This is a genomic window from Roseococcus thiosulfatophilus (assembly GCF_017311575.1).
In the GTDB taxonomy this organism is placed as follows: Bacteria; Pseudomonadota; Alphaproteobacteria; order Acetobacterales; family Acetobacteraceae; genus Roseococcus; species Roseococcus thiosulfatophilus.
The window spans coordinates 246419-270854 of record NZ_JAFFQY010000011.1 but is presented as its reverse complement, the minus strand read 5'-3'; the positions used below and the strand labels follow the sequence as shown (position 1 = coordinate 270854).

The following is a 24436-nucleotide window of genomic DNA, read 5'->3' as shown; positions in this document are numbered from 1 at the left end:
GGTGTTTCGCAACATCGCCCCATGTGCATGACAGGACCGATGGCATGAACGCGCCCGCCCATGGCCCGCTGGCCGGCAAGATCGCCTATGTGACCGGCGGCAGCCGCGGCATCGGGCGCGCCTGCGCCATCGCCTTCGCGGAAGCCGGCGCGGATGTCGCCATCTCCCACCTGGATGACGAGGCGGAGGCGCGCACCCTGGTCCAGGCCGTCACCGCCCGCGGCCGCCGCGCCTTCCAGATGGCGGCGGATGCGGGGGAGGTTGCGCGGATCAACGCCTTCATCGCGGCGGCCGAGGCCGCACTCGGCCCCTGCGACATCCTGCTGAACAATGCCGGCATCAACCTCCGCACCCCCTTCGGGCAGATCAGCGAGGCGGAGTTCGACCGCATGCTGAACATCCATCTGAAGGGCACGTTCTTCACCGCCCAGGCCGTCTATCCCGGCATGGTGGCGCGGGGTGGGGGGCGCATCATCAACATCGCCTCGCAGCTGGGCCTGAAGGGGTCGCCCGGGATCGTGACCTATTGCGCGGCCAAGGCGGGCATCATCGGCTTCACCCGGGCGCTGGCCTATGAGGCCGGGCCGCAGGGGGTGCTGGTGAACGCCATCGCGCCAGGTCCCATCGAGACGGACCTCACGCGCTCGCGCGGGCCGGAATGGAAGGCCGAGATCGAAAGCCGCCTGCCGCTGCGCCGCATGGGCCGGGTGGAGGAGATCGCGGCGACGGCCCTGCTGCTGGCGGGGCCTGGCGGCAGTTATTACTGCGGCGCCTGCCTGTCGCCCAATGGCGGGGACATCATGCATTGACCCTCATCTGCCGCCCCCTGCGCGCCGACGAGATCGCGACCGCCGTGGAGTGGGCGGCGGCCGAGGGCTGGAACCCGGGCCTGGCCGACGCCCAGGCCTTCGCCGCCGCCGACCCGGAGGGCTTCTGGGGCGCCGAGCGCGACGGCCAGTTGCTGGCCTGCATCACCGCCGTCCGCACCGGCGAGGATTTCGGCTTCATCGGCTTCTACATCGCCCGGCCGGAGGTGCGGGGGCAGGGGGTGGGCATCGCGCTGTGGCGCGCGGCCATGGCGCGGCTCGCGGGGCGCTGCGTCGGGCTGGATGGGGTGGTGGCGCAGCAGGCGAACTACCGCCGCTCGGGCTTCGAACTGGCCTGGAACAATGCGCGCTACCAGTCCGACGCGCCGCGCATCCCGGACGCCGCGCCGGCCGAGATCCGCGACGCGGCTGCCATCCCCTTCGCGCAGTTGCTGGCCTTCGATGCCCAGGCCTTCGGCCTGCCGCGCCCCGATTTTCTCCGCGCCTGGATCACCACGCCCGGCCACCGCGCCCGCGTGCTGCTGGACGGGGCCGGCGAGGTCGCGGGCTTCGCCGTGCTGCGGCCCTGCCGGGAGGGTTCGAAGCTCGCTCCCCTCTTCGCGCGGGATGCGAAGGTGGCCCGCGCCCTCATCGCCGATGCCGCCCCGCACCGCGCTCCCGGCCCGCTGATCCTGGACCTGCCCGAGCCGCATGCCGAGGCGGTGGCGCTGGCGCGGTCCATGGGCATGGAAAAGGGGTTCGAGACGGCGCGCATGTACACCAGCCCGCCGCCGCCCATGCGGCGGGACTGGATCTTCGGGCTGACGAGCTTCGAATTGGGTTAGCGTCCGATCGGCTTCGGCGTCATGCCGAAGCCGTGAATCGGCCGCTCGGCTAGCGTCCGATCGGCTTCGGCGGCATCGCCGAAGCCATGAATCGGCCGCTCAACTAGCGAGCAGCCCGAATGAGAGGCCCCAGATCAAACCCCTCGCGCCGCGCGATGGCGAGCGCACGCTCCACCTCCGCCTCCTCCAGCACCGGCGTGCGCGAGAGCAGCCAGAGCGATTGCCGCGAGGGCGAACCCACCAGCGCCCAGCGATACTCCGGGTGCAGCCCCAGCACCCAGTAGTCGCCGTAGAAGGGCCAGAAGAAGCTGACGCGCAGCCGCGCGCCATTGCTGCCCTCCACCACATAGGCCTGGCCGCGCGCCTCGCGCCGCGGGCGGGCGGGGTCGAGCGCATTCACGCAGGAGTTCACCACGGAGATACGGCCCGGCCCGGCGGCGGCGTATTCGGCCGTGACTTCCTCGCAGCGCAGCGTGCGGCTGTCCTGGAAGCTCTGCGGCAGGCGCGCCACCTCGTGCCAGAGGCCGAGATAGCGGTCGAGATCCACCCGCTCCACCGTGGCCGGCGTCTCGGGGCCCGGGCGGGTGGCGCCGCAGGCGGACAGCGCCAGCAGGGCGATGAGGAACAGCCCACGCGTCATCGCAGGCTTCCTTCTGGCCAGGTCATGCAATGGTCGTGGATGGCGCCGGCGGTGGTGATCCAGACCGCGTCGCGCTGCGCGGCGATGACGTTCAGCGCCCGTCGCAGCGCGCGCAGCCGGTAGGGCTGGCCGACGATATAGGGGTGCAGCGCGATGCCCATGACCTGCGGCAGCCCATCGGCCACCTGGCGCATGCGCTCGGAGAAATCCTCGATGATCAGGTCCGCGAACTGCTCCGCCCCATCCTTGCGGCCCACGATGGAGGGAATGTCGTTCGCCTCCTGCGGGTAGGGGATGGAGAGCAGTCGGCCGGCGCGCGTGCGCATCCAGACGGGCTGGTCGTCCATGCACCAGTTGAGCGTGTAGCGGTATCCGGCCTCGGCCAGCAGGTCGGGCGTGACCCGGCTTTCCGCGATCCAGGGCGAAAGCCAGCCGCGTGGCGCCGCGCCCTCATGCTGCGTGATGGCGGCGGTGCTCTCCGCGATCAGCGCCGCTTCCTCGGCCTCGGGCAGGATGGATTGGCGCTCGCTGTTGGTGCGGCCATGGCCCGCGATCTCGTCGCCGCGCGCACGATGCGCGGCCACGAGGTCCGGCGCGTAGTCATACATGGCGCTGTTCAGCAGCACTGTGGCGGGCAGGGACAACTCGTCGAGCATCTGCAGCAACCGCCAGGCGCCCACCCGGTTGCCATAGTCGCGCCAGGCATAGTTCAGGATGTCCGGCTGCGGCCCGCCGGGGGCCAGTTCCGCACCCAGCCCCTCGCCGAAGGCGAAATGCTCCAGGTTGACGCCGAGATAGACGGCCAGCTTCCGCCCACCCGGCCAGGACTCACGCGGGCGCTGGGCCCAGGGCAGGTAGTCATAGCGGCCATGGCTGGGCAGCATCTGTGTCCCCCTTCATCTCCCGTTCATGTCGCAAGGGGAAGCAGGTGCCGCAAGACATGGCGCGGCGGGCGCGATTCCCTTAAGAACCCAAGGGATGGAATCGCCTTCGAATGGCCGCGCGGCGTCGGCCTGGCTCATGCGGCAGGCGCGCGCCCAGCGGGGGCGCGTGGCGTTGCCGGTCGCGCTCGGCCTGGCCTCGACCCTGTGCTCGGTGGGCCTTGCCTTCCTCATCGCGCGGGTGCTGGCCACGCTGCTGGGCTTCGCGGCGGGCGGCTGGGAGGATCTGGGCGTGGCGGCACTTCTCGTGTTGGCCATGGCCGGGCTCGGCATGGCGCAGGAGGCCGCGCAGAACCGGGCGGGCGAGGCGGCGCGCGCCAGCCTCCGCACCGCCCTCTTCGCCCGCCTGTTGGAACTGGGCCCCGACGACAAGCGCGGCGTGGGCGAGAAGGCGACCCTGCTGGTGGACCGCGTGGAGGCGCTGGACGGTTTCTTCGCCCGCTGGCTGCCCGCGGTGGCGCTGGCCATCCTCGCACCCGCCACCATCATCCTGGTGGCCGCCTGGGCCGACTGGGTCACGGCGCTGGTCCTGCTGGTGATGGGCCTGCTGGTGCCGGTGGGCATGGCCGTGACCGGCATCGGCGCCGCGCGCGAGAGCCGGCGCCAGATGGACGTGCTGGGCCGCCTCTCGGGCCGCTTCGTGGACCGGCTGCGGGGCCTCTCCACCCTCGTGCAGTTCAACCGCGCCGAGGACGAGGCGCGGCACCTCGGCCAGGTCGCCGAGGAATTCCGCACCCGCACCATGCGCGTGCTGCGCGTGGCCTTCCTCTCGACCACCGTGCTGGAATTGCTGGCGGCCGGCACCATCGCCTACCTCGCCTGGCGGCATGGGGCGCATCTGGGCGCGAACCACACGGACCCGGTGGCGGCCATCTTCTGCATCCTGCTGGTGCCGGCCTTCTTCCAGCCGCTGCGGACCTTCTCCCAGGCCTATCACGAGGCCATGTCGGCGCGCGGGGCGGCCGCCGACCTCGCGCCCCTGCTGGAGGCCCCACCGGCCGAGGGCCTGCTGCTGGAATCCATGCCGCCGCGCGTGACGGTGGCCTTCACCGAGGTGGCGCTGCGCTATGAGGGCAACCCCAAGCCCGCCCTGGACCGCCTGACCTTCGCCGTCAGCCCCGGCGAGACGCTGCTGCTGGTGGGCCCCTCGGGCAGCGGGAAATCCTCGGTGCTGAAGCTGCTGATGGGCTTCGCGCGCCCCACTTCGGGCCGCATCGCGCTGAACGGGCAGGACGCGACGCGCCTCAAGCCCGCCGAGCTGCGCCGCCTCAGCGCCTATGTCGGCCAGCGCGCCCACCTGTTCCAGGGCACGCTGCGCGAGAACATCGCCCTTGCCCGCCCCGACGCCACCGAGGCCGAGATCACCCGCGCCGCGGAAGCCGCCCGCGTCATGTCCTTCGCCCGCCGCCTGCCGAAGGGCCTGGACACCGAGGTGGGCGAGGGGGGCTATGGCCTCTCCGGCGGGCAGCGCCAGCGCGTGGCGCTGGCCCGGGCCTTCCTGCGCGACGCCCCCCTCATCCTGCTGGACGAGCCCACCACCGCGCTCGACCCCGGCACGGAGGCGGAAGTGATGGAGTCCATTGCCCGCCTCTGCGCCGGGCGCACGGCCATCATCGCCACCCATTCGCCACAGCTGCGCGGGCTGTCGGGCCGGGTGCTGGAACTGGGCGCCGGGCGCATGGCGGTGTCGCATGTGGAGTGATCTGTGGCGGGTGGCGCGGCTGTGGCGGTCGCGCTGGACCGCGCTGGTCGCGGGGCTGGGCATCGCCATGGTCTCGGCGTTGTCCGGCATCGCGCTCATGACCCTGGCGGGCAAGGGGGTTGCGGCCGGCGTCACGGGCGGCGGGCTGCTGGGGATCGCGGCCCTGCTCTGGCTGCGGCCCTTTGTGCTGATCCGCCCCGCCACCCGCTGGTGGGAGCGCATGGCGAGCCATGACGCGGCCTTCCGGGCGCTGGCCGACACCCGCGTCTGGTTCTTCCGCCGCCTGGCCGAACGCCGCCCGGGTGGCATCGGCATGGGTGGCTCGGGCGACCTTTTGGGGCGGCTGATCGCGGATGTGGACGCGCTGGACCGCTTCTATTTGGGCGCCGTGGTGCCGGCGGCCGGCGCGCTCGCCGCCGTGCTGGCCATCGCCATCCTGCTGGGCGCCGAGCCCTGGCTGCTGCTGCTGATGGCCCTGCCGCTGCTGCTGGCGCTGGTGCTGCCGCTCGCCTTGGCCCCCGCCGCCGCCCGCGCCGCCACCGAGGCCGCCGCCCGCCGCGGCGAGATGCGCGCCGCCGCCGTGGACCCTCTGGCCGGGCTGGAGGACACGCTGGCCGCCAATGCCGAACCCGCCGCCGCCCGCCGCCTGGCCACCGCCGATGCCGCCATGATGCGCGCCCAGCGCCGCCTGGTGGCGCGCGGCGCCATGGCCGGCGCGCTGGGGCAGACATTGACGCAACTCGCCCTGCTGGGCGGCCTGGCCTGGGGGCTCTGGGCCGGCACGGCGGGCGCGGCGCTGGCCGTGCTGGCGCTGTTCCTGGGCATCGCCGCACTTGAGATGCTGGGGCTGATGCCCCGCGCGGGCGCGGCGCTCGCCACCGCCGGCGCCGGCGCGCGCCGCCTCTTCGAAACCACCGACACCGCGCCCCCCGTGGCCGAGCCCACCACCCCCGCCGCCATGCCCGAGGGGCGGGAGCTGCGCTTCGAGGGCGTGCGCTTCGGCTGGCGCGCGGGCATGCCGCCCGTGCTGGAGGGGCTGGACCTGACCCTGCGCCCCGCCGAGCGGCTGGCCATCCTGGGGCCTTCGGGGGCCGGCAAGTCCAGCATCGCCGCGCTGCTGATGAAGTTCGCGGCGCCCCAGGGCGGGCGGATCACGCTGGGCGGGGCCGACATCGCCACGCTGGCCGCGCCCGCGCTGCGTGCCCGCATCGCCTATCTTGCCCAGGATGCCCGGCTGTTCGACGACAGCATCGCCAACAACCTCCGTCTCGCCGCCCCCGGCGCGCCCGATGCGGCGCTCTGGCGCGCCTTGGCCAAGGCGGGGGTGGGCGAGTTCGTGCGCGGCCTGCCCGAGGGGCTGGAAACACTCTGCGGCGAGGGCGGCGCCCGCTTCTCGGGCGGGGAGGCGCGGCGCATCGCCCTCGCCCGCGCCCTGCTGCCGCCCGCCGACATCCTGATCCTGGACGAGCCCACCGCCGGGCTGGATGCCGAGGCCGCGCGCTCCTTCCTGGTGACGCTCGGCACCGCCTGCGAGGGGCGTTCCCTGCTGCTGCTGACCCATGAACTGACCGGGGTGGAGCCGCTGGACCGCGTCCTGCGCCTGGCGGGGGGGAGGCTGTTACCAGCCGCTGGTTGACGCGGGGCCAGGGTTGCTGGACGGATAACCTTCCATCCCCCCCGGAGAGAATCGCCATGCGCCGCCGCATGCTCCTGACCGCCGCCGCCCCCCTGATCCTCGCGGGCTGCGAGAGCTTCAACAACCTCACCGGGCGGCGCCTGGAAGACGAGCCGGTGGACGTCGTCTTCTTCACCATTGACGGCGACACCCTGGACGATGCCGGCCGCGCCGTGGTCCGCAGCGCGGCCCGCGCCGCCGCCCGCCACCCCTATGCCCGCGTGAACGTCTTCGGCTATGCCGGCCCCGCCGGTGGTGTCGCCTTCAACCGCGAGCTGTCGGACCGCCGCGCCCGCCATGTGGCGGATCTGCTGCGCGAAGCCGGCGTGGCGGGGGACCGCATCTTCGTCGTGCCCCGCGGCCCCGTGCCCTTCGAGGCCGCGCCGATCGAGAGCCGCCGCGTCGAGATCCGCCTCGCCCGCCAATAATGCCGCGCGACCCGGCGCAGGTTCTCCACGAGGTCTTCGGCCACCCCGGCTTCCGCGGCCGCCAGGCCGAGATCGTGGCGCATGTGATGGAGGGTGGCAGCGGCCTCGTCCTCATGCCCACGGGCGGGGGCAAGTCGCTCTGCTTCCAGGTGCCGGCGCTGTGCCGCGACGGGCTGGCGGTGGTCGTCTCGCCGCTGATCGCGCTGATGGAGGACCAGGTCTCGGCGCTCCGCCAGCAGGGGGTGGCCGCCGCCGCGCTGCATTCGGACCTGGACGAGCATGACCGCCGCGCGATCTGGCGCGGCGTCTTCGACGGTTCGCTGAAGCTGCTCTACGTCTCGCCCGAGCGGCTGGCGATGGACGGCATGATCGAGCGGCTGGCCGAACTGCCCATCGCCCTCTTCGCGGTGGACGAGGCGCATTGCATCAGCCAATGGGGCCATCACTTCCGGCCGGAATACCGCGCCCTCTCCTTCCTGCGCGACACCTTTCCGGGCGTGCCGCGCCTCGCTCTCACCGCCACCGCCGATGCGCGCACGGTGGAGGACATTCGCGGGCAGCTCGGCCTGCGGGAAGACCCGGTGTTCCGCGCGAGCTTCGACCGCCCGAACATCCACCTGGCCGCCGAACCGCGCGAGCAGGAGCGCGCCCAGCTGCGCGCCTTTCTCCGCACCGCCATCCATGGCACCGGCGCCGGCATCGTCTATTGCGGCACCCGCGCCCGCGCCGAGCAGACGGCCGACTGGCTGCGCGCCGATGGCCATGACGCCGCGGCCTACCATGCCGGCATGGACAGCGCGGCGCGGCGGGACGCGCATCACCGCTTCGCGCGCGGCGACGCCGTCATCATGTGCGCCACCATCGCCTTCGGCATGGGGATAGACCGGCCGGATGTGCGCTTCGTGGCGCATCTCGCTTTGCCGCAGGGGCCGGAGGGCTGGTACCAGGAGATCGGCCGCGCGGGCCGCGACGGGCTGCCGGCGCGCGCCCTGCTGCTCTACGGGCCGGGCGACATCGCGCTGGCCCGCCACCGCATCCAGGAAAGCCCGGCGAGCGACGACCAGAAGCGCATCGAGCGCGCGCGGCTGGACGCCATGGTGGGCATCGCCGAGGCCGCCACCTGCCGCCGCCGCGTGCTGCTGCGCTGCTTTGGCGAGGATCTTTCCGAAGACTGCGGCAATTGCGACGTCTGCGCCGCCCCGCCGAAACTTTCCGATGCGACGGTCGCAGCCCAAAAACTGCTGAGTGCGGCTGTCCGCACCGGGGGGCGCTTCGGCCTCGGGCACCTCGTGGACGTGCTGCGCGGCCGCCTGACGGACAAGGTGGCCCAGCATGGCCATGACCAGCTGCCCACCTTCGGCGTGGGCAGCGACCTGCCGGAGGGCACCTGGCGCGGCGTGGCGCGGCAATTGGTGGCCTCGGGTGCCCTGGATGTGCGCGTCGAGAACCATGGCGAGCTGGTCGCCACCGAGGCCGCCCGCCCCATCCTGCGCGGCGAGCAGCGGCTGATGCTGCGCGAGGCCCCCAACCTCGGCCCCCGCCATGCCCGCCCCCGCGCCGACCGCGCGCCCGTGGAGGAAGGCGACCCGCTCTTCGCCGCCCTGCGCGACTGGCGCAAATCCGAGGCGCGCGCCCAGGGCGTGCCGGCCTATGTCATCTTCCACGACGCCACGCTGGGCGAGATCGCGGCCCGCCGCCCCGGCAGCCTGTCGGAGCTGCGCGGCGTTCCGGGCGTGGGCGAAAGCAAGCTGGAACGCTATGGCGACGCGGTGCTGGAGGTGCTGGCGCGCGCCGATTGAAGTGCCGCCACGCGCGCCGTCACCTCCGGATGGCCGGGCGAGAGGCGGCAGGCCTGTTCGGCCAGCAGCGCCGCCGTCTCGTCCCGCCCCGCCACCGCCACCGCCTCGGCCAGGGCCAGCATGGCCTCGGCGCCATTGGGCGCGAAATCGCCGATCAAGGTCTGCTCGCCCGAGAGGGGCAGGCCGCGCGCCCAATACCCCTCGCGCCGCGCCTGCATCCCGGCGAGATGCCGTTCCACGGCGAAGCGCAGCGCGGGGCGCAGCGGTTCGGGCATGGCCTCCAGCGTGGGACGCAATGCGCGGGCATGGCTGCGATAGAGGAAATCCGCGGCGTGGGCGGCGGTCTGCGCGCCGTCCCAGATGCGGTAGCAGTAGAGGATCTCGGGCAGGCATTCGACCTTGAGCCCGGCCAGTGCCGCGGCCTGGAGGAACTCCCAATCCTCGAAATAGGCGCGGTCACGGGTGAAGCCGCCCATCCGGTCCCAGGCGTCGCGGCGCATGAACATGTTGGCGTCGCCCATCATGTTCGCGAAGGCGCCGACCGCCGGCGCGGGGCCGATGGGCACCCAGCGGCCGGGCCGCGTGGCGCGCGCGGGGGGCGGACGGCCGCCGCCGTGGAAGACCTGATTCTGGCAGCTCAGCACATCCGCGCCGGAATGGAGCGCGGCGGCCACGAAGGTCGCGACCTCGTCCGGCCAGGCGAAGTTGTCGTCATCCATGAACAGCAGGAATTCGCCTTGCGCCGCGTCCACCGCGTGGTGGCGGGTGATGCCCTGCCAGGAATTCTCGGCATTGCGCAGCAGCTTCCAGCCGCGCGCGGCGAAGCGCGGGCGCAGCGCATCCAGGAAGGCGAGGGTGGCGGGCGCGGTGCTGGCGTCATCCACCAGGATGAGTTCGAGGGCCGGGTGGGTCTGCGCCTCGATGGAGGCGATCGCGTCCGCCAGTGTGTCATGCCGGTTGAAGCTGCCCATGCAGACCGAGACGAGCGGCGGGGCGTCGCGCAGCAATGCAGGTGCCGCGGGCGGCACCGAAAGCCCGCCCTGGAAGCCGAGCCAGGCCTCGCGCGCCTCCTGCGCCGTCACGGCCGCGCGGCCTGGTGCCATCCCATGCTCCAGCGCGCGCCCCATGGCGGCCGCCAGCGCGCGCGGGTGGCGCGGGTAGAGCAGCCGCGCATGGTCCTCGGCCGCCACCAGTTCCGGGATGCCGCCCACCTCCGGCGCCAGCAGCGGGATGCCGGCGGCCAGGCACTCGATCACGGCATAGGGCGCGTTCTCCATGGCCGAGGCGATGATGGCCAGCCGGCCGGGCTGGGACAGGTAGTCGCGCGCGCCCGCCACATCGCGGTCATTCACCACCTGCCAGGGGAAGGACCAGCCGGCGGTGGCCTCGGCCAGCCAGGCCAGCGCGTGGCAGCGCTCCATGTGGCCGACCTTGCCCAGGAAGGTGACGCGGGCGGGGGGGCGGCCCTCGGCTTGCAGGCGCGAGACGGCGTCGCAGAACAGGTCCAGCCCCTTGCGGGCCTCCAGCCTTCCGAAGAAGACCAGCTCCTCCACCGGGCGCGCTGTGGCCGCCTCGGGCGCGCGGGCGGGAAAGCCCTGCGGCAGCATGTTGGGCAGCACGTCGTGGCGTGGCGGCAGGCGCCAGCCCATGCGCGCCACCTCGGCCAGCATGTAGCGCGAGGGGGCGATGACCACATCGGCGCCCTCGACGCTGCTGCGCTCCATCCAGTCGAGTTCCAGCTCCTCCAGGTGGCGCATGAAGTTGCCGGAATGGGCGAAGTGCCAAAGGGTGGGGCTGTGCACCTGGCAGACCAGCGCGGTGTCGCGCAGGCCGAGGCCGCAGCGCTTGGCCACCGTGAGCCAATGGCCGATGCCGCGCATCTCGTGGAAGTGGATGGCGTCGAACTGGCGGGACTTGATCCATTGCCAGGCGCCGTAGCCCAGTTCCTTCTCCAGCCCCGTCATGTGCAAGGGCACGAACTCAATGCCGCACGCGGCGTAGTGCGCGCGCCAATGGGTGAGCGGCAGCGTCTCGGTATAGGCGGCGGGGTAGAGCACCGTGACCTCGTGCCCCGCATCGCGGAAGGCCTCGGCGCAGGCCAGGAAGGCCGTGCCCATGCCGCCGTTCCGCACGGGCCCCACGAAGTCGAGCGTCAGCAGGCAGATGCGCTGGCGCCTCATGCGGCGGTGGCGGTCAGCAGCAGATGGGGGCCGTGGCGGGCGGCCTCGCCCGGGGTCCAGCCGGCCTCGGTGAGCAGGCGGCGCAGCGCGGCCGCGCCCATGAACCACCAGAACGGCTCATGAATCCCGGCGGCGCGGGCGGCCTCCGGCGTCATGCCGGCGGGCAGCAGGCGAAGCTGCGGCAGGTCGAGCCACCTCTCGGCCAGATGCGCGTGCAGCGCGGCGGAGGTCGCCGCGTCCAGCCGCGCCGCATGCCACAGGCTCTCCGCCTCGAAGCCGGGCGCGGCGCCGGGCGGCGGCACCAGGCAGCGCAGCAGCAGTGCGCGCGCCCCGCTGCCGCGCAACTGCGCGAGCCGGTGGCCCGGGTCGTCGGCGGCGGCGAGGTTGCCGGGGTCCACCACCAGGTCCAGCGGGCCCAGGCGCGCGGCGAGGTCTGGCGCGTCCCACTTGCCGCGCAGCCACCACAGCCAGGGCGGGTCCATGGCGCCTTCGATCTGGGCGGTGGTGCCGACACGGGCGCGGGCGAGCAGCGCCTCGGCCACCGCCTCCAGCCCCAGCGCGGCGCCGGCCGCGCGCAATTGCCCATCCGCGTCGTCGGGGCGTTGGGTGGAAAAGGCGCGCACGCTGGCCGCGCCATGGCTCGCCGCGTGCAGCACCAGGGCGGCCACGGCCGAGGGCGTATCGCCCGCCACCAGCACATGCCGCCCGGCGGCGTTGCCGGCCAGCGCCACGGCGAGGGGCGAGGGCGCGGGGGGCGGGGCCGGGGGCGGCGCGGCGCTTGCCGGGGCGGGCAAGGGCGGCAGCGGCCGCGCGGCCAGCGCCGCCAACCAGCGCGTGACCCGCGCCCGGTTCACCCCCATGTCCGACCAGCCCAGCAGGCTGTGCGAATAGAGGTGCAGCGTGGCCCCCGCCTCAGCGGGCCGCACCTCGGCATGGATCAGGTCCGGGAAGTTCGCCATGGCGGAGCGCTGCACCCATTGCGCCCGCAGCCCCGCGCCCGGCATGTCGCGGCGGGTGGTGCGGGGCTCGGCCGCCGCCACCTCCAGCAGCGCGTCGAACAGCGCCGTGGGCGGGGTCGCGTAGGCCGGGGTGGTGAGCTGCGCCCAGGGGTGCCCTTCCGGTGCGGCGAGGCAGGCATTGGGCGAGCGCGGCTGCGCCAGCCGGTCGAAATCCAGCGGCGTGGCCGGGGGCAGCCCGGCCTCGCCCCGGCCGAGCCAGGCGCGCAGCAGGCTCATCCGCGCGCCCTGAGGCGGATCACGCCGTGCATGGCCTCGGGCGGCACGGGCTTGCCCTTGCGCAGGATGTCCACCGCGCCCTCGGCGGAGAGCACCGCCGCCACGCCGCGCACGGCGGTCATGTGGCGGCGCCACTCCTCGGGGTCGAGCGCGCGGGCGACCTCGGAGGGGCAGATGGACTTCTCCGGCCCGCGCTCGGCGGTCTGGCGCAGGATTTCGGCGCGGATGGCCTCGGGGGTCAGGGCACCAGCCATGTGGCCTCCTCGTGGCCCGCCGCGTCCCAGGTGAAGCGCGCCCGGCGATGGCCCGCGGCGGCGAGCCAGAGCCATTCCATCCGGTCGAAGACGAGGCGCAGCGCCATGAAATGCGCCCGGCCCTCGCCGACCTCGGACGGCGCGGGCGGCGGTTCGGCGACGGGTGTGCCGGGGGCGGGGGCGATGCCGTAGCAGAGGCGGCTGAAGGGGCGGCTCGCTTCCCATGCGGCATTGGCCAGCGCGTCGTCCTGGTGCAGCGTGGCCTGGCCCACCAGCCGGATTTGCACCTGGTGGCCGGGGTCGTAGAGGTGCAGGCAGGCGCGCGGGTCGCGGGCCAGCTCGGCCCGCTTGTTGCTGCGCGCGTCGCTGTGCAGGCGCAGGCTGCGGGTCGCGGCGTCGAAGCCGCGCAGCACCAGGGTGCGGGCGCGCGGCGCGCCGTCCAGGCCGATGGTGGCCAGCGTGGGCGTGTGGAAGGGGCTGCGCCGGTCCGCCACGCCGCGCGCCAGCAGGGCGAAGGCCTCGGCACGCGTGGCCGCCAGGTCATCGGCGAAGGCGGGGCGCGGACGGGTCACGCGGCGAGGACCTTACGGGCGAGTGCCGCGCCGCTGTCGAAGGCGGCCTCCGCCCGGCCGGCGATGCAGCCATCCGAGGCATAGCCCAGCGCGCCATCCCACAGGCAGGGCGAACCGAGCGGCGATTGCAGCAGGGCGTAGCGCCAGCGATGCGCCTGGGCGAAGAGCGGCGCCTCGGCGGTGAAGGCGGCCAGCAGCGGCGGGATCACCTGCTCCGGCGTCTCCTCCAGATGCGCCGCCGAGAAGGCGGCGCTGGCCTGGATCACCCAGTTCTCCTGGCTGGCGTCGCGGCCCGGCTTGGCGCTGTCGCGCGCCGCCCAGCCGATGATGCCGCGGTGGCGCAGCGTGTCGGGCAGGGGCAGGCGCCTGGGGAAGGCGGCCAGCACGGTCCAGCAGGGGGCGTAGCGGATGCTGGCCAGGCTCTGCGCCAGGCGGGGCGCGTGCGGGGCCAGCAGGGGGATGGCCTGGGGGGCCGGGGTGGTGACCAGCACCGCGGCGAAAGGCCCCTCCGCGCCGGCGGCGTGGTCCAGGAACCAGCCCGCTTCCTCGCGCCGCAGGCCACGGATTTCGCGGGCGGTGGCGACGTCGAGCCCGCCCGCCATCGCGCGGCCCAGGGCGGACATGCCCGGCGCGGCCACGCGGCGCAGCGAATCGGGCCAGGGCCGCGCCTGGATTTCGTCGAGCAGGGCGGCGAAGTCCTTGCCCTCGGCGCGGACATATTGCGCGCCATGGTCGAAGCTGTGGGTGGCGCCCTCATGGGTGACGCGGCGCGTGGCCAGCCGCCCGCCCACGCCGCGCCCCTTGTCGAAGAGGCGCACCGGGCGCCCCGCGGCGGTGAGGAGGCGGGCGGCGGTCAGCCCCGCCAGGCCCGCCCCGATGATGGCGATGGGCAGCATCGTTGCATCAATGCCAGCTTGGGAGGCGGGCGCAAGGGTTAGGTGTCAGGCGGTCCAGGGGGGGAAGGGGTCGGGCAGGTCGCGCGCGCGCTTCACCTCGGCCGGCGTGCAGAGCGTCGCGTCGAATTGCCGGCGCAGCGCGGCCTCGTCCATGCCGATGCCGATGAGGACGATTTCCTGCCGCCGGTCGCCGAAGGGTTCTTCCCATAGGCGCTCGATCATGGCGCGCCAGCTTTCCTCTTCCGGCCAGCGGCCGGGCGGCACCGCGGCCCACCAATGGCCCGCGCCCTGGTGGCGGCCGACGCGGCCGGCCAACTGCCATTCCCCCACCCAGGCATTGCGCGTGGCGAGCCAGAAGAAGCCCTTGGCGCGGACGACGCCGGGCAAATCGCCCTCGATCAGCGCCTTGAAGCGGGCAGGGTGGACGGGGCGGCGGGCGCGCCAGACGAAGTTCGTGATGCCGAATTCCTCGCTCTCGGGCAGGTGGCCGCCGAGCAGCGCCTGCTGCCACCCCGCGGCCTCCTGCGCCGCGGCGAAGTCGAAGCGGCCGGTGCCGAGCACCTTGGCGAGCGGCACGCGGCCATGGGCGGTGGAGAGGATTTCGGCGCGCGGGTTGAAGGTGGCGAGCAGGCCCGCGAGGCGTCCGAGTTCCTCCGGCGTGACGAGGTCGGCCTTGTTCACCAGGATGACGTCGGCGAATTCCACCTGCTCCACCAGCAGGTCCACGAGCTGGCGGGTGTCGGCCTCGCCCGCCGTCTCGCCTCGCTGGGCCAGGGTGTCGGCGCTGGAATAGTCTTCGAGGAAAGCGCGCGCATCCACCACCGTCACCATGGTGTCGAGGCGCGCCACGTCGCCCAGGCGGAAGCCATCCTCGGTCGTGAAGTCGAAGGTGGCGGCGACGGGCATGGGTTCGCTGACGCCGGTGCTCTCGATCACCAGCGCGTCGAAGCGGTCTTCCGCCGCCAGTTTCGCCACCTCCTGCATCAGGTCCTCACGGAGGGTGCAGCAGATGCAGCCGTTCGACATCTCGACCAGCCTCTCCTCGGTGCGGGAGAGGCTGCCGGCATTGCCCACCAGCGCGCCGTCAATGTTCACCTCGCTCATGTCGTTCACGATGACGGCGACGCGCTGGCCCTCGCGGTTGGCGAGGATGTGATTCAGCAGCGTGGTCTTGCCCGCGCCCAGGAAGCCCGAGAGCACGGTGACGGGAAGGGGGCGTGCCATCAGCAGCACCCCGCCTCGTCAATGCAGAGCACGAGGCGCCGGCGCCGCGCCTCGGGCAGATGCGAGAGCGGCGGCGAGCGGTGCAGCACATGCCCGCCCGGCCGCGCCCGGCCGCGGAAGAGGGCGACCGCGCCCAAGGGCACCTCATGCGGCACCGCCTCCTGGTCCGCCATGGTCCATTGCGTGCCTGGCCCCGCATAGGTGACGAGCAGGCGCAGCCCCACCGCGTCCACGTGGAATTTCCGGCAGGCATCGCCGGTGACGCCATCGAAGCGCAGGCGGATGTGTTCGCTGCGGGTGAGGGCCGCGAAGATGTGCGCGAGCCGCAGCGCATCGGCCAGCAGGTTGAGCGGCGCGGGGCCGGGCAGGGCGGCCGCGGCGGCGTCCAGCGCCTCGTCCGGCGTGCCTTCGCCCAGGGCGCGGAAGGGGCCGGCGGCGGCGAGCGGCGCCATCTCCCGCTTCCACCCGCCCGGCATGTCGCGCAGCCAGAGGGCGAGGCCCACATCCTGGTGCAGGGCCGTGAGCAGCACGGTCTCCACCGTGGAGATCACGGCGCGGGGCGGGGGTTCGGCCACCGGGGTGGCGGGCGGGGCGAAGGCTTCGCAGAGGAAGGGCATGGATGTGATAGTATAACATAACTCAACCTGCGCAAGCCCCGACTTGCCCTTTGCCGGGGGCCGTCCTATCCGCCGCGCATCGCTGCCGGAAGGAAAACCCATGCCCGCCATCGCCGATATCGTCGCCCGCGAAGTGCTCGACAGCCGCGGCAACCCCACTGTCGAGGCCGAGGTGGTCCTGGACGACGGCAGCCAGGGCCGCGCCATCGTCCCCTCCGGCGCGTCCACCGGCGCGCATGAGGCGGCGGAGCTGCGCGATGGCGACAAGTCCCGCTTCGGCGGCAAGGGCGTGCGCCAGGCCTGCGCGAATGTGGAGGGCGAGATCTTCGACGCGATCGGCGGCATGGACGCCTCCGAGCAGGTGAAGATCGACAACCTGATGATCGAGCTGGACGGCACGCCCAACAAGTCGCGCCTGGGGGCCAATGCCATCCTGGCCGTCAGCCTGGCCGTGGCCAAGGCGGCGGCCAACGCGCATGAGCTGCCGCTGTATCGCTATGTCGGCGGCACCTTCGCCCGCACCCTGCCGGTGCCGATGATGAACATCATCAATGGCGGCAAGCATGCCGACAACCCGATCGACATCCAGGAATTCATGATCATGCCGGTGGCGGCCGGCACCTCGGCCGATGCCGCGCGGATCGGCGCCGAGGTCTTCGCGTCGCTCAAGAAGGCGCTGCACGATGCCGGCCACAACACCAATGTGGGCGACGAGGGCGGCTTCGCGCCGAACATCGGCAGCGCGGACGAGGCGCTGTCCTTCATTGCCAAGGCCTGCGAGGCGGCGGGCCACCGGGTCGGCGAGGACATCCTCTTCGCGCTCGACTGCGCGGCCAGCGAATTCTACCACGGCGGCAAGTATGTGATGGAAGGCGAGGGCAAGACGCTCGATGCCGGCGGCATGGTGGACTACCTGGCGGCGCTCTGCGCCAAGTGGCCCATCGTCTCCATTGAGGATGGCTGCCACGAGGATGACTGGGAGGGCTGGAAGCTGCTGACCGACCGCCTGGGTGCGACGGTGCAGCTGGTGGGCGACGACCTCTTCGTGACCAACCCCGAGCGCCTGCGCCAGGGCATCGAGCGCGCCACGGCCAACTCCATCCTGATCAAGGTGAACCAGATCGGCACGCTGACCGAGACGCTGGAGGCGGTGGAGACCGCGCACCGCGCCGGCTACACGGCGGTGATGAGCCACCGCTCCGGCGAGACGGAGGATGCGACCATCGCCGACCTCGCCGTCGCCACCAATTGCGGTCAGATCAAGACGGGTTCGCTCTCGCGCTCGGACCGGCTGGCCAAGTACAACCAGCTGATCCGCATCGAGCAGGACCTCGGGCCGGCCGCGCGCTATGCGGGGCGGACCATCCTGCGGCGCTAGCTTGCGCGGCGGGCGATACGCCCGCCTTTTCCCTTGCGAAACCATCGCTTTGATGATGTGTTGCGGCGGGCGGTCCGGGGGGACCGCCGGTCGTGGGGGATGATCACATGCTGGCGTGGCTGGGCCGTCTGGCGCGGGGGTTGATCGCGCCCGTGCTCTTCTTCGGGGCCTCGGCCTTCTTCATCTGGCATGCCCAGCAAGGCGAGGAGCGGCGCGTCGAGCGCCTGCAGGACCTCGCGCAGGCCCGTATCGGCCTCAACGTCGCCACCGCCGAACGCGAGGCCATGGAGCGCCGCGTGAACGCCGTGCACGGCCGGGAAATGGACCGCGACCAGGTGGAGGAGCGCGCCCGCGCCCTGCTGAACCTGAGCCGCCCGGGCGAGATCATCCTGCCCTACGCCCCGGGCGAACGCCTCTACTAGAGCGGGATGCGTTGAGGTGGAATCACCGAAAACGTTGAATCCCGCTCTCAACGACGGCTGGAGCAGGCTGCGTGAACGCATGTGAACGCAGCATGCTCCAGCGCCTGATCCGCGCAGGCGGAATCGCCGGAGCGGTGAATCAGTCGCCTTGAATCAGATCGAGGGCGGGTCCAGCGGCCCGCGCTCGCCCACCCAGCGCCAGCCGCCCTGCGCGCCGGTCAACCGCTTCACCGCATCCTGCGCCGCCCAGAAGCCGCGGATCACGCGCTTGTCGAGGCCCGTCGCCGACAGCACGTCGCCCCCCGGCCAGGGCTTGAAGGGGTTGCCCCGCGCATAGGCCCAGATGCTGACGCGCCGCGTGGGCCTGTCCGCGATGCCGCGGCGGTGGAAGTCGCTGGTGTCCGCGATGACGAGCGTGTTGGGCGCGACCGCGAGCTTGCGCGGCGAGGGGTAGCCGAGGCGCGGCAGCTCGGCCTCCTCGATGCGGAGCGAGCCTTCGCGCGTGCTGCGGTCCGCGGCGCGCGCCGCGCCGATGGAGACCTGCCGCTCCCACGCCAGGTGCCGCCGGTTGGGACGGTGCGAGCCGGGGACGTAGGTGAACCCCGCCTCGCCCTCCGCCACCTCGTCCAGGAAGAGCCAGGACTTCACCGTGGGGTGGAAGGTGTCGGTGTGGAAGTCCGACTGGATGTCGGGCGGCGCCTCGCGCACATGGCTGAACACGGTCTGCACGAAGAGGAAGGGCGACTGCCGGAAGCAGCCCACGAAATCATGTAGCGCGCGATAGGGCGCGAAGCCCAGCGCCGCGCGCGTGGCCGGCAGGTGCGCCAGCGAGGCGGCGTCGAGCGGGATGAGGCGCGTGAGCGTGTAGCCATCCAGGTATTCGCGCGCGGGCAGGCGGGCGGCGAAAAGCTCCGCGCGCATGGCGGTGAAATCCTGGGCGGGCAGGAAGTCGGGCTTGGCGAGGAAACCGTCTTCCAGCAGGGCGCGCCGGTCTTCCGCCTCCACCCCTTGCGCCAGGGCGGCGCGGCGGCGTTCGCCCAGGCGCTGGGCGAGGTTGCGGCGCGCGATGTGCAGACCGGCGCGGTTCAGCCGCGCGCTGCCGATCAGCGGGTTCTTCTCGAAGGATTTCGCGCCGGTGGCGAGCGCCATGGCATGGAGCGGAAGCAGCGGCCAACGGTGCCAGGCTATGGGGGTCCCTCATCTGACCTGGGCGGAATGTGCGGCAGGCGCCGCGGCCGCGCAATCCGTCGGGAAGGCGGCAAGGCCGCGCAGGGGTGCCCGCAGCACCAGCAGCACCGAGAGGCCGAAGCCCAGCAGGGCCAGCAGCAGCCCCGCCTCCGCGCCGTCCCAGGCCGCGAGCGCGCCGCCGGCCAACGCCCCCAGCGGCCGCACGCCGAAGACCGCCACCTGCATCACCGCCCCCACGCGGCCGAGCAGGGCCGAGGGCGTCACCGCCTGGCGCAGCGTGGTCTGCGTGACCTGCCAGAGCATCGGCCCGAACCCCACCAGCCATTGCGAGAGCGCGAGGCGCGGGAAGGCCGGCAGCAGCCCCGCCCAGAGCAGCAGCACGGCCCCCAGCGTCAGCGCCGGCCCCAGGGCCAGCACCTGGCCGGGTGGCAGCACGCGCAGCACCAGCGGCGCGGCCACCGCCCCCATCATCAGCCCCGCGCCATAGAAGCCCAGCGCCAGCCCCGTCTCGGCCGGGGTCAGGCCGAGTGGCCCCAGCGCCAGCGGCACCAGCACGGCCAGCAGGGCGAAGAAGGCGAAGTTCCAGGCGATGGCGCAGAGGGCGAGGCCGCGCAGATGCGCCTCGCGCCAGGTGAAGCGGGCGCCCTCGAGGATGGCGTGGCGCAGCGGCACGCGCGGGGCGGGCGGCGGTTCGGGCGGCAGGCGGCCCAGGGCCAGGGCGCCCAGCAGGGCGAAGGTGGCGGCCATGGGCAGCGCGAGGCCCGGCCAGCCCATTTGCGCGCAAAGCCCGGCCAGCGGCGCCGCCACCAGCGTCGCCACCCCGCGCGCGAGTTCGATGGCCGCATTGGCGCGGGGGCGGCGATCGGGCGCGACATAGCCCGGCAGCAGGGCGGCCACGGCCAGGATGCCCACCACCACCGCCCCGCTGCCCAGGAAGGCGGCCAACGCCAGCGTGGCCGGGTGGTGGCGCAGCGCCCAGGCCAGCAGGAAGCCCGCGGCCGCGGCCCAGAGCGCCACCCGCAGCGCCCGCGCCCGCCCCGCGCGGTCGAGCCAGGCGCCGGCCGGCAGCGAGACCAGCAGCCAGGCCGCGCCCTGGGCGGCGACGAGGGCGCCCGTCATGCCGGGCCCGCCGCCCAGGTGCAGCGTGGCGAGCAAGGGGAGGGCGGCCAGCGCCGCCTGGTCGGCGCCGTGCAGGGCGAAGGTGGCGAGGGCGAGGCGGCGTTCGGGTGTCATGCGGCGCTTGTGGCGGGGCGGGCGCCGTCATCGCCATCCGTCTGGTGCGTTGGTGCGCCGCAGCATGTTAACCAATATCTAGTTAAAATTCATAAATCGCTGATTTCCTGCCGGTTTGGCGCCGATGCTCCTCCTTGCAACGGCCGGTTCCCGCCCTTAATGATGGGGCACTTCGACAGGGAGACCGCCATGCCCCCCGAAACCTCGGGCGCCAAGCGCCGCAGCCGCGCGAAGGAACCCGCGCTGGCCCGTGACGCCCTGATGCAGGCCTATCGGGACATGCTGCTGATCCGCCGCTTCGAGGAGAAGGCGGGCCAGCTTTATGGCATGGGGCTCATCGGCGGCTTCTGCCACCTCTACATCGGCCAGGAGGCCGTGGTGGTGGGCATGCAGATGTGCCTGCAGCCCGGCGACCAGGTCATCACCTCCTACCGCGACCATGGGCACATGCTGGCGACCGGCATGGAGGCCCGCGGCGTGATGGCGGAGCTGACCGGGCGCATCGGCGGCTATTCCAAGGGCAAGGGCGGGAGCATGCACATGTTCTCGCGCGAGAAGGGCTTCTTCGGCGGCCATGGCATCGTGGGCGCGCAGGTCTCGCTGGGCGCGGGCCTCGCTTTCTCCAACATGTATCGCGGCAATGACAATGTGGCGCTGACCTATTTCGGGGAGGGCGCCTCCAACCAGGGCCAGGTCTTCGAGAGCCTGAACCTCGCCGCCCTGTTCAAGCTGCCCTGCATCTTCATCATCGAGAACAACAAATACGGCATGGGCACGAGCGTGGAGCGCGCCAGCGCCAGCCGTGACCTGTCGAAAAACGGCGCGCCCTGGGGCATTCCCGGTGAGCAGGTGGACGGCATGAACGTCCAGACCGTGTTCGAGGCCGGCAGCCGGGCGGTGGCCCACTGCCGCGCCGGCAACGGCCCCTATTTGCTGGAGATGAAGACCTACCGCTATCGCGGCCACTCCATGTCCGACCCCGCGAAGTACCGCACCCGCGAGGAGGTGCAGAAGATGCGCGAGCAGCATGACTGCCTGGAGACCGCGCGGGCCGAGCTGCTGGCCCAGGGCGTGACCGAGGCCGACCTCAAGAAGATCGACGACGAGGTGAAGGCCATCGTGCAGGACAGCGCGGAATTCGCGCAGGAATCGCCGGAGCCGCCGGAGAGCGAGCTCTGGACCGACATCCTTCTGGAGACCAAGTGAGATGGGCGTCGAGATCCTGATGCCGGCGCTTTCGCCCACCATGACGGAGGGCAAGCTCGCGCGGTGGCTGAAGAAGGAAGGCGATGCGGTGAAGTCCGGCGACGTGATCGCCGAGATCGAGACCGACAAGGCCACCATGGAGGTCGAGGCGGTGGATGAGGGCACCATCACCCGCATCCTCGTGCCCGAGGGCACGGAGAACGTGTCGGTGAACAGCCCGATCGCGGAGCTGGATGGCGGTTCGGGCGGGGCCAAGGCCGAGGCGCCGAAACCCGCGAAGGACGAGGCTCCGAAGGAGGAGGCCCCGAAGGCCGAGAAGCCCGCCGAGGCCAAGGGCAGCGCCGTGCCCTGGGACGTGGCCGCCACCCCCTCCGCCCAGCCCGAGAAGGATTGGGGCCCGACGCGCAGCATGACCGTGCGCGAGGCGCTGCGCGACGCCATGGCGGCCGAGATGCGCCTGGATGGCGACGTCTTCCTGATCGGCGAGGAGGTCGGCCAGTACCAGGGCGCCTACAAGATCAGCCAGGGCCTGCTGGACGAGTTCGGCCCCAAGCGCGTCATGGACATGCCGATCACGGAGCATGGCTTCACCGGCATGGCGGTGGGCGCGGCCTTCAACGGGTTGAAGCCCATCGTCGAGTTCATGACCTTCAACTTCTCGATGCAGGCCATTGACCAGATCATCAACTCGGCCGCCAAGACGCTCTACATGTCGGGCGGGCAACTGGGCTGCCCCATCGTGTTCCGCGGGCCCAATGGCGCCGCGTCCCGCGTGGCGGCGCAGCATTCGCAGTGCTACGCCTCCTGGTACGCGCATTGCCCGGGGCTGAAGGTGATCGCACCCTGGTCGGCCGCCGATGCGAAGGGGCTGCTGCGCGCGGCCATACGCGACCCAAACCCGGTCATCTTCCTGGAGAACGAGATCCTCTACGGGCAGAGCTTCGAATGCCCCACGGATGACGACTTCATCCTGCCCATCGGCAAGGCCAAGATCGAGCGCGAGGGCACGGACGTCACGCTCGTCGCCTTCTCCATCATGGTCGGCATGGCCATGCAGGCGGCGGAAAAGCTGGCCGAGCAGGGCATCAGCGCCGAGGTCATCAACCTTCGCACGCTGCGGCCGTTGGACACGGAGACCATCGTGAACTCCGTGAAGAAGACGAACCGCCTGGTGACGCTGGAAGAAGGGTGGCCCTATGCCGGTATCGGCGCCGAGGTGGCCATGCAGATCATGGAACACGCCTTCGACCACCTCGACGCGCCGCCGACCCGCGTGACGGGGCTTGACCTGCCGATGCCCTACGCCGCCAATCTCGAGAAGCTCGCCCTGCCGCGCCTCGAACAGGTGGTGGAAGCGGCGCGCGCCGTGACCTACCGCTGAAGCAAGGGGCGCCCGCACATGGCCACCAACATCCTGATGCCCGCCCTCTCGCCCACCATGACGGAGGGCACGCTCGCCCGCTGGCTGAAGAAGGAGGGCGATGCGATCAAGGCCGGCGACATTATCGCCGAGATCGAGACGGACAAGGCCACGATGGAGGTCGAGGCCGTGGATGAGGGCATCCTCGGCAAGATCGTGGTCGCCGACGGCACCGAGGGCGTGAAGGTGAACGACGTCATCGCCGTGCTGGTGGAGGAGGGCGAGGAGGCGCCGAAGGAGGCCGCCCCATCCCCTTCCGGCTCGCCCGCGCTGGAGGGCGTGAAGGAGGCCGGCGGCAAGGTCGCCGGCGCGCCGGAGCAGCCGGTGCCGCCGCCCGCTTCCAAGGCGGAGGCGCCGAAACCCGCGCCGGCGCCGGCCGCGTCGGGCGATCGCGTCTTCGCCTCGCCGCTCGCGCGGCGCATGGCGCAGCAGGCAGGAATTGAGTTGGCCGCGGTCACGGGCAGCGGACCGCAGGGGCGAATCGTGAAGGCCGATGTCGAGGCGGCAATGAACCGCCCGGCGGCCCCGAAGCGCGACGCTGCACCCGTGACCGCGGAGGCGGGGAAGCCCGCTTCCGCCCCGGCGCCAAAGCCCGCCGCGGCGCCCAACATCACGGCGCCGCACACGGCCGTGCCCAATTCCTCCATGCGCAAGGTCATCGCGCGGCGGCTCACGGAATCGAAGACCACCGTGCCGCATTTCTACGTGGCGATGGATTTCGAGATCGACGCGCTGCTGAAGCTGCGCGCCGACCTCAACGCGCAATCGCCCAAGGAGGGCGCGGGCGCCTTCAAGCTTTCGGTGAACGACCTCATCATCAAGGCCTGCGCCGTGGCGCTGCGCCGCCATCCGGGCGTGAATGCCGCCTGGACGGATGAGGCCATCCTGCAGTTCCAGGACGTGGACATCAGCGTGGCCGTGGCCATCCCGGACGGGCTGATCACGCCCATCGTGAAGGGCGCGGACCGCAAGGGGCTCGCCACCATCTCCAACGAGATGAAGGACCTCGGCGCGCGGGCGAAATCGGGCAAGCTGAAGCCTGAGGAGTTCCAGGGCGGCGGCTTCAGCATCTCCAACATGGGGATGTATGGCGTGTCCTTCTTCTCGGCCATCATCAACCCGCCCCAGGCCGCCATTCTGGCCGTGGGCGCGGGCGAGCAGCGGCCGGTGGTGAGGAATGGCGCGCTGGCCATCGCGACGGTGATGACCTGCCAGCTCTCGGCGGACCACCGCGTCGTGGATGGCGCGCTGGGGGCTGAGTTCATGGCCACGCTGAAGGGCCTGATCGAGAACCCGCTGAGCCTGATGCTGTGACCATCCGCCCGGCCAGCCCGGCCGATGCACCGGCCGTCTTCCGGCTGGTGCGGGCCCTGGCCGAGTATGAGGAACTGCTCGGCGAATTCCGCGCCACCGAGGCGGATTTCGCCCGGTTGCTCGACCAGGGCGCGGCCCGCGCCCTGCTGGCCGAGGTGGAGGGCGAGGCCGTCGGCATCGCCCTCTTCTACCCCACCGCGCTGACCTTCCTGGGCGGGCGGGGGCTATGGCTGGAGGACCTTTTCGTGCTCCCGGCCCATCGCGGCGCGGGGCATGGCATGGCGCTGCTGCGGGCGCTGGCGCGGCTGACGCTGGAGGAAGGCTTCGTCGCGCTGGAGTGGAATGTGCTCGACTGGAACGCGCCGGCCATCGCCCTCTATGACCGCATCGGGGCCACGGCGCGCACGCAATGGACGGACCGGCGGCTGACCGGCGCGGCACTCTCCGCGCTCGCCGCCTGA

The 24436-nt window shown here is 72.4% G+C and carries 23 protein-coding genes; 12 read left to right on the top strand and 11 right to left on the bottom strand.

What is annotated here, in order from left to right; translation table 11 throughout:
- Positions 1–44: 44 nt before the first annotated feature.
- Entirely contained in the window at positions 45–809 is a 765-nt protein-coding gene (locus JTN19_RS06980; protein WP_206931182.1) for an SDR family NAD(P)-dependent oxidoreductase, read from the top strand.
- Positions 806–1651, top strand: a complete 846-nt coding sequence (locus JTN19_RS06975) for a GNAT family N-acetyltransferase (protein WP_206931181.1) — start codon at positions 806–808, stop codon at positions 1649–1651. The genes JTN19_RS06980 and JTN19_RS06975 overlap by 4 nt, the downstream gene beginning before the upstream one ends.
- Before the next feature lie 103 nt (positions 1652–1754).
- On the opposite strand, the gene JTN19_RS06970 is transcribed toward JTN19_RS06975, so the two are convergent.
- Complete coding sequence (locus JTN19_RS06970; RefSeq protein ID WP_206931180.1) at positions 1755–2291, bottom strand: lipocalin family protein; 537 nt, start codon at positions 2289–2291, stop codon at positions 1755–1757.
- A complete protein-coding gene (locus tag JTN19_RS06965) occupies positions 2288–3175 on the bottom strand; it encodes a polysaccharide deacetylase family protein (protein ID WP_206931179.1) in 888 nt (295 codons plus the stop codon). The genes JTN19_RS06970 and JTN19_RS06965 overlap by 4 nt, the downstream gene beginning before the upstream one ends.
- Positions 3176–3269: 94 nt before the next feature.
- Between JTN19_RS06965 and cydD the strand changes: the two genes are divergently transcribed.
- The 4 genes from cydD (at position 3270) to recQ (ending at position 8836) form a co-directional block, all read left to right on the top strand.
- Complete coding sequence (gene cydD / locus JTN19_RS06960; RefSeq protein WP_206931178.1) at positions 3270–4934, top strand: thiol reductant ABC exporter subunit CydD; 1665 nt, start codon at positions 3270–3272, stop codon at positions 4932–4934.
- On the top strand, positions 4924–6570 hold the full coding sequence (gene cydC / locus JTN19_RS06955; RefSeq protein WP_206931177.1) for a thiol reductant ABC exporter subunit CydC: 1647 nt from the start codon (positions 4924–4926) through the stop codon (positions 6568–6570). The genes cydD and cydC overlap by 11 nt, the downstream gene beginning before the upstream one ends.
- A gap of 68 nt (positions 6571–6638) precedes the next feature.
- Positions 6639–7037: an OmpA family protein gene (locus tag JTN19_RS06950; RefSeq protein WP_242530926.1), complete on the top strand. Its 399-nt coding sequence runs from the start codon at positions 6639–6641 to the stop codon at positions 7035–7037.
- The gene (recQ, locus tag JTN19_RS06945; RefSeq protein ID WP_206931175.1) at positions 7037–8836 is read left to right on the top strand and encodes a DNA helicase RecQ; all 1800 of its coding nucleotides are present in this window, start codon (positions 7037–7039) and stop codon (positions 8834–8836) included. Before JTN19_RS06950 ends, recQ begins: the two co-directional genes overlap by 1 nt.
- Here recQ and JTN19_RS06940 read toward each other — a convergent pair.
- Genes JTN19_RS06940 through JTN19_RS06910 form a run of 7 tightly spaced genes read right to left on the bottom strand, consistent with a single transcriptional unit; the run spans position 8794 to position 15814 of the window.
- Positions 8794–11016: a glycosyltransferase gene (locus JTN19_RS06940; protein WP_206931174.1), complete on the bottom strand. Its 2223-nt coding sequence runs from the start codon at positions 11014–11016 to the stop codon at positions 8794–8796. The two genes, recQ and JTN19_RS06940, sit on opposite strands and share 43 nt — an antisense overlap.
- Complete coding sequence (locus tag JTN19_RS06935; RefSeq protein WP_206931173.1) at positions 11013–12251, bottom strand: DUF1499 domain-containing protein; 1239 nt, start codon at positions 12249–12251, stop codon at positions 11013–11015. Before JTN19_RS06935 ends, JTN19_RS06940 begins: the two co-directional genes overlap by 4 nt.
- Positions 12248–12505: a DUF3253 domain-containing protein gene (locus JTN19_RS06930; protein WP_206931172.1), complete on the bottom strand. Its 258-nt coding sequence runs from the start codon at positions 12503–12505 to the stop codon at positions 12248–12250. The genes JTN19_RS06935 and JTN19_RS06930 overlap by 4 nt, the downstream gene beginning before the upstream one ends.
- Positions 12490–13077, bottom strand: a complete 588-nt coding sequence (locus tag JTN19_RS06925; RefSeq protein ID WP_206931171.1) for a pyridoxamine 5'-phosphate oxidase family protein — start codon at positions 13075–13077, stop codon at positions 12490–12492. Before JTN19_RS06925 ends, JTN19_RS06930 begins: the two co-directional genes overlap by 16 nt.
- On the bottom strand, positions 13074–13973 hold the full coding sequence (locus tag JTN19_RS06920) for an NAD(P)/FAD-dependent oxidoreductase (protein ID WP_206931170.1): 900 nt from the start codon (positions 13971–13973) through the stop codon (positions 13074–13076). Before JTN19_RS06920 ends, JTN19_RS06925 begins: the two co-directional genes overlap by 4 nt.
- A gap of 45 nt (positions 13974–14018) precedes the next feature.
- Positions 14019–15197, bottom strand: coding sequence for a GTP-binding protein (locus JTN19_RS06915; RefSeq protein ID WP_206931169.1), 1179 nt, complete (start codon positions 15195–15197; stop codon positions 14019–14021).
- On the bottom strand, positions 15197–15814 hold the full coding sequence (locus JTN19_RS06910) for a DUF1826 domain-containing protein (RefSeq protein ID WP_206931168.1): 618 nt from the start codon (positions 15812–15814) through the stop codon (positions 15197–15199). Before JTN19_RS06910 ends, JTN19_RS06915 begins: the two co-directional genes overlap by 1 nt.
- A 100-nt stretch (positions 15815–15914) precedes the next feature.
- Here JTN19_RS06910 and eno point away from each other — a divergent pair, with 100 nt between their 5' ends.
- Positions 15915–17192, top strand: a complete 1278-nt coding sequence (gene eno / locus JTN19_RS06905) for a phosphopyruvate hydratase (RefSeq protein ID WP_206931167.1) — start codon at positions 15915–15917, stop codon at positions 17190–17192.
- Between the two features lie 107 nt (positions 17193–17299).
- Positions 17300–17614: an FtsB family cell division protein gene (locus tag JTN19_RS06900; RefSeq protein WP_206931166.1), complete on the top strand. Its 315-nt coding sequence runs from the start codon at positions 17300–17302 to the stop codon at positions 17612–17614.
- Between the two features lie 153 nt (positions 17615–17767).
- Here the strand turns inward: JTN19_RS06900 and JTN19_RS06895 are convergent, their stop codons facing one another.
- Together JTN19_RS06895 and JTN19_RS06890 are read right to left on the bottom strand one after the other, a co-directional pair.
- Positions 17768–18763, bottom strand: coding sequence for a phytanoyl-CoA dioxygenase family protein (locus tag JTN19_RS06895; RefSeq protein ID WP_206931165.1), 996 nt, complete (start codon positions 18761–18763; stop codon positions 17768–17770).
- 48 nt (positions 18764–18811) lie between these two features.
- Positions 18812–20035: an MFS transporter gene (locus tag JTN19_RS06890; RefSeq protein ID WP_206931164.1), complete on the bottom strand. Its 1224-nt coding sequence runs from the start codon at positions 20033–20035 to the stop codon at positions 18812–18814.
- Between the two features lie 189 nt (positions 20036–20224).
- Between JTN19_RS06890 and pdhA the strand changes: the two genes are divergently transcribed.
- Genes pdhA through JTN19_RS06870 form a run of 4 tightly spaced genes read left to right on the top strand, consistent with a single transcriptional unit; the run spans position 20225 to position 24436 of the window.
- Complete coding sequence (pdhA, locus tag JTN19_RS06885; RefSeq protein ID WP_242530925.1) at positions 20225–21241, top strand: pyruvate dehydrogenase (acetyl-transferring) E1 component subunit alpha; 1017 nt, start codon at positions 20225–20227, stop codon at positions 21239–21241.
- Between the two features lies 1 nt (position 21242).
- The gene (locus JTN19_RS06880) at positions 21243–22622 is read left to right on the top strand and encodes a pyruvate dehydrogenase complex E1 component subunit beta (protein WP_206931163.1); all 1380 of its coding nucleotides are present in this window, start codon (positions 21243–21245) and stop codon (positions 22620–22622) included.
- Positions 22623–22640: 18 nt separating this feature from the next.
- Positions 22641–23975 (top strand): pyruvate dehydrogenase complex dihydrolipoamide acetyltransferase, encoded by a 1335-nt coding sequence (locus JTN19_RS06875; protein ID WP_206931162.1) that lies wholly within the window; start codon positions 22641–22643, stop codon positions 23973–23975.
- Positions 23972–24436, top strand: a complete 465-nt coding sequence (locus JTN19_RS06870; protein WP_206931161.1) for a GNAT family N-acetyltransferase — start codon at positions 23972–23974, stop codon at positions 24434–24436. Before JTN19_RS06875 ends, JTN19_RS06870 begins: the two co-directional genes overlap by 4 nt.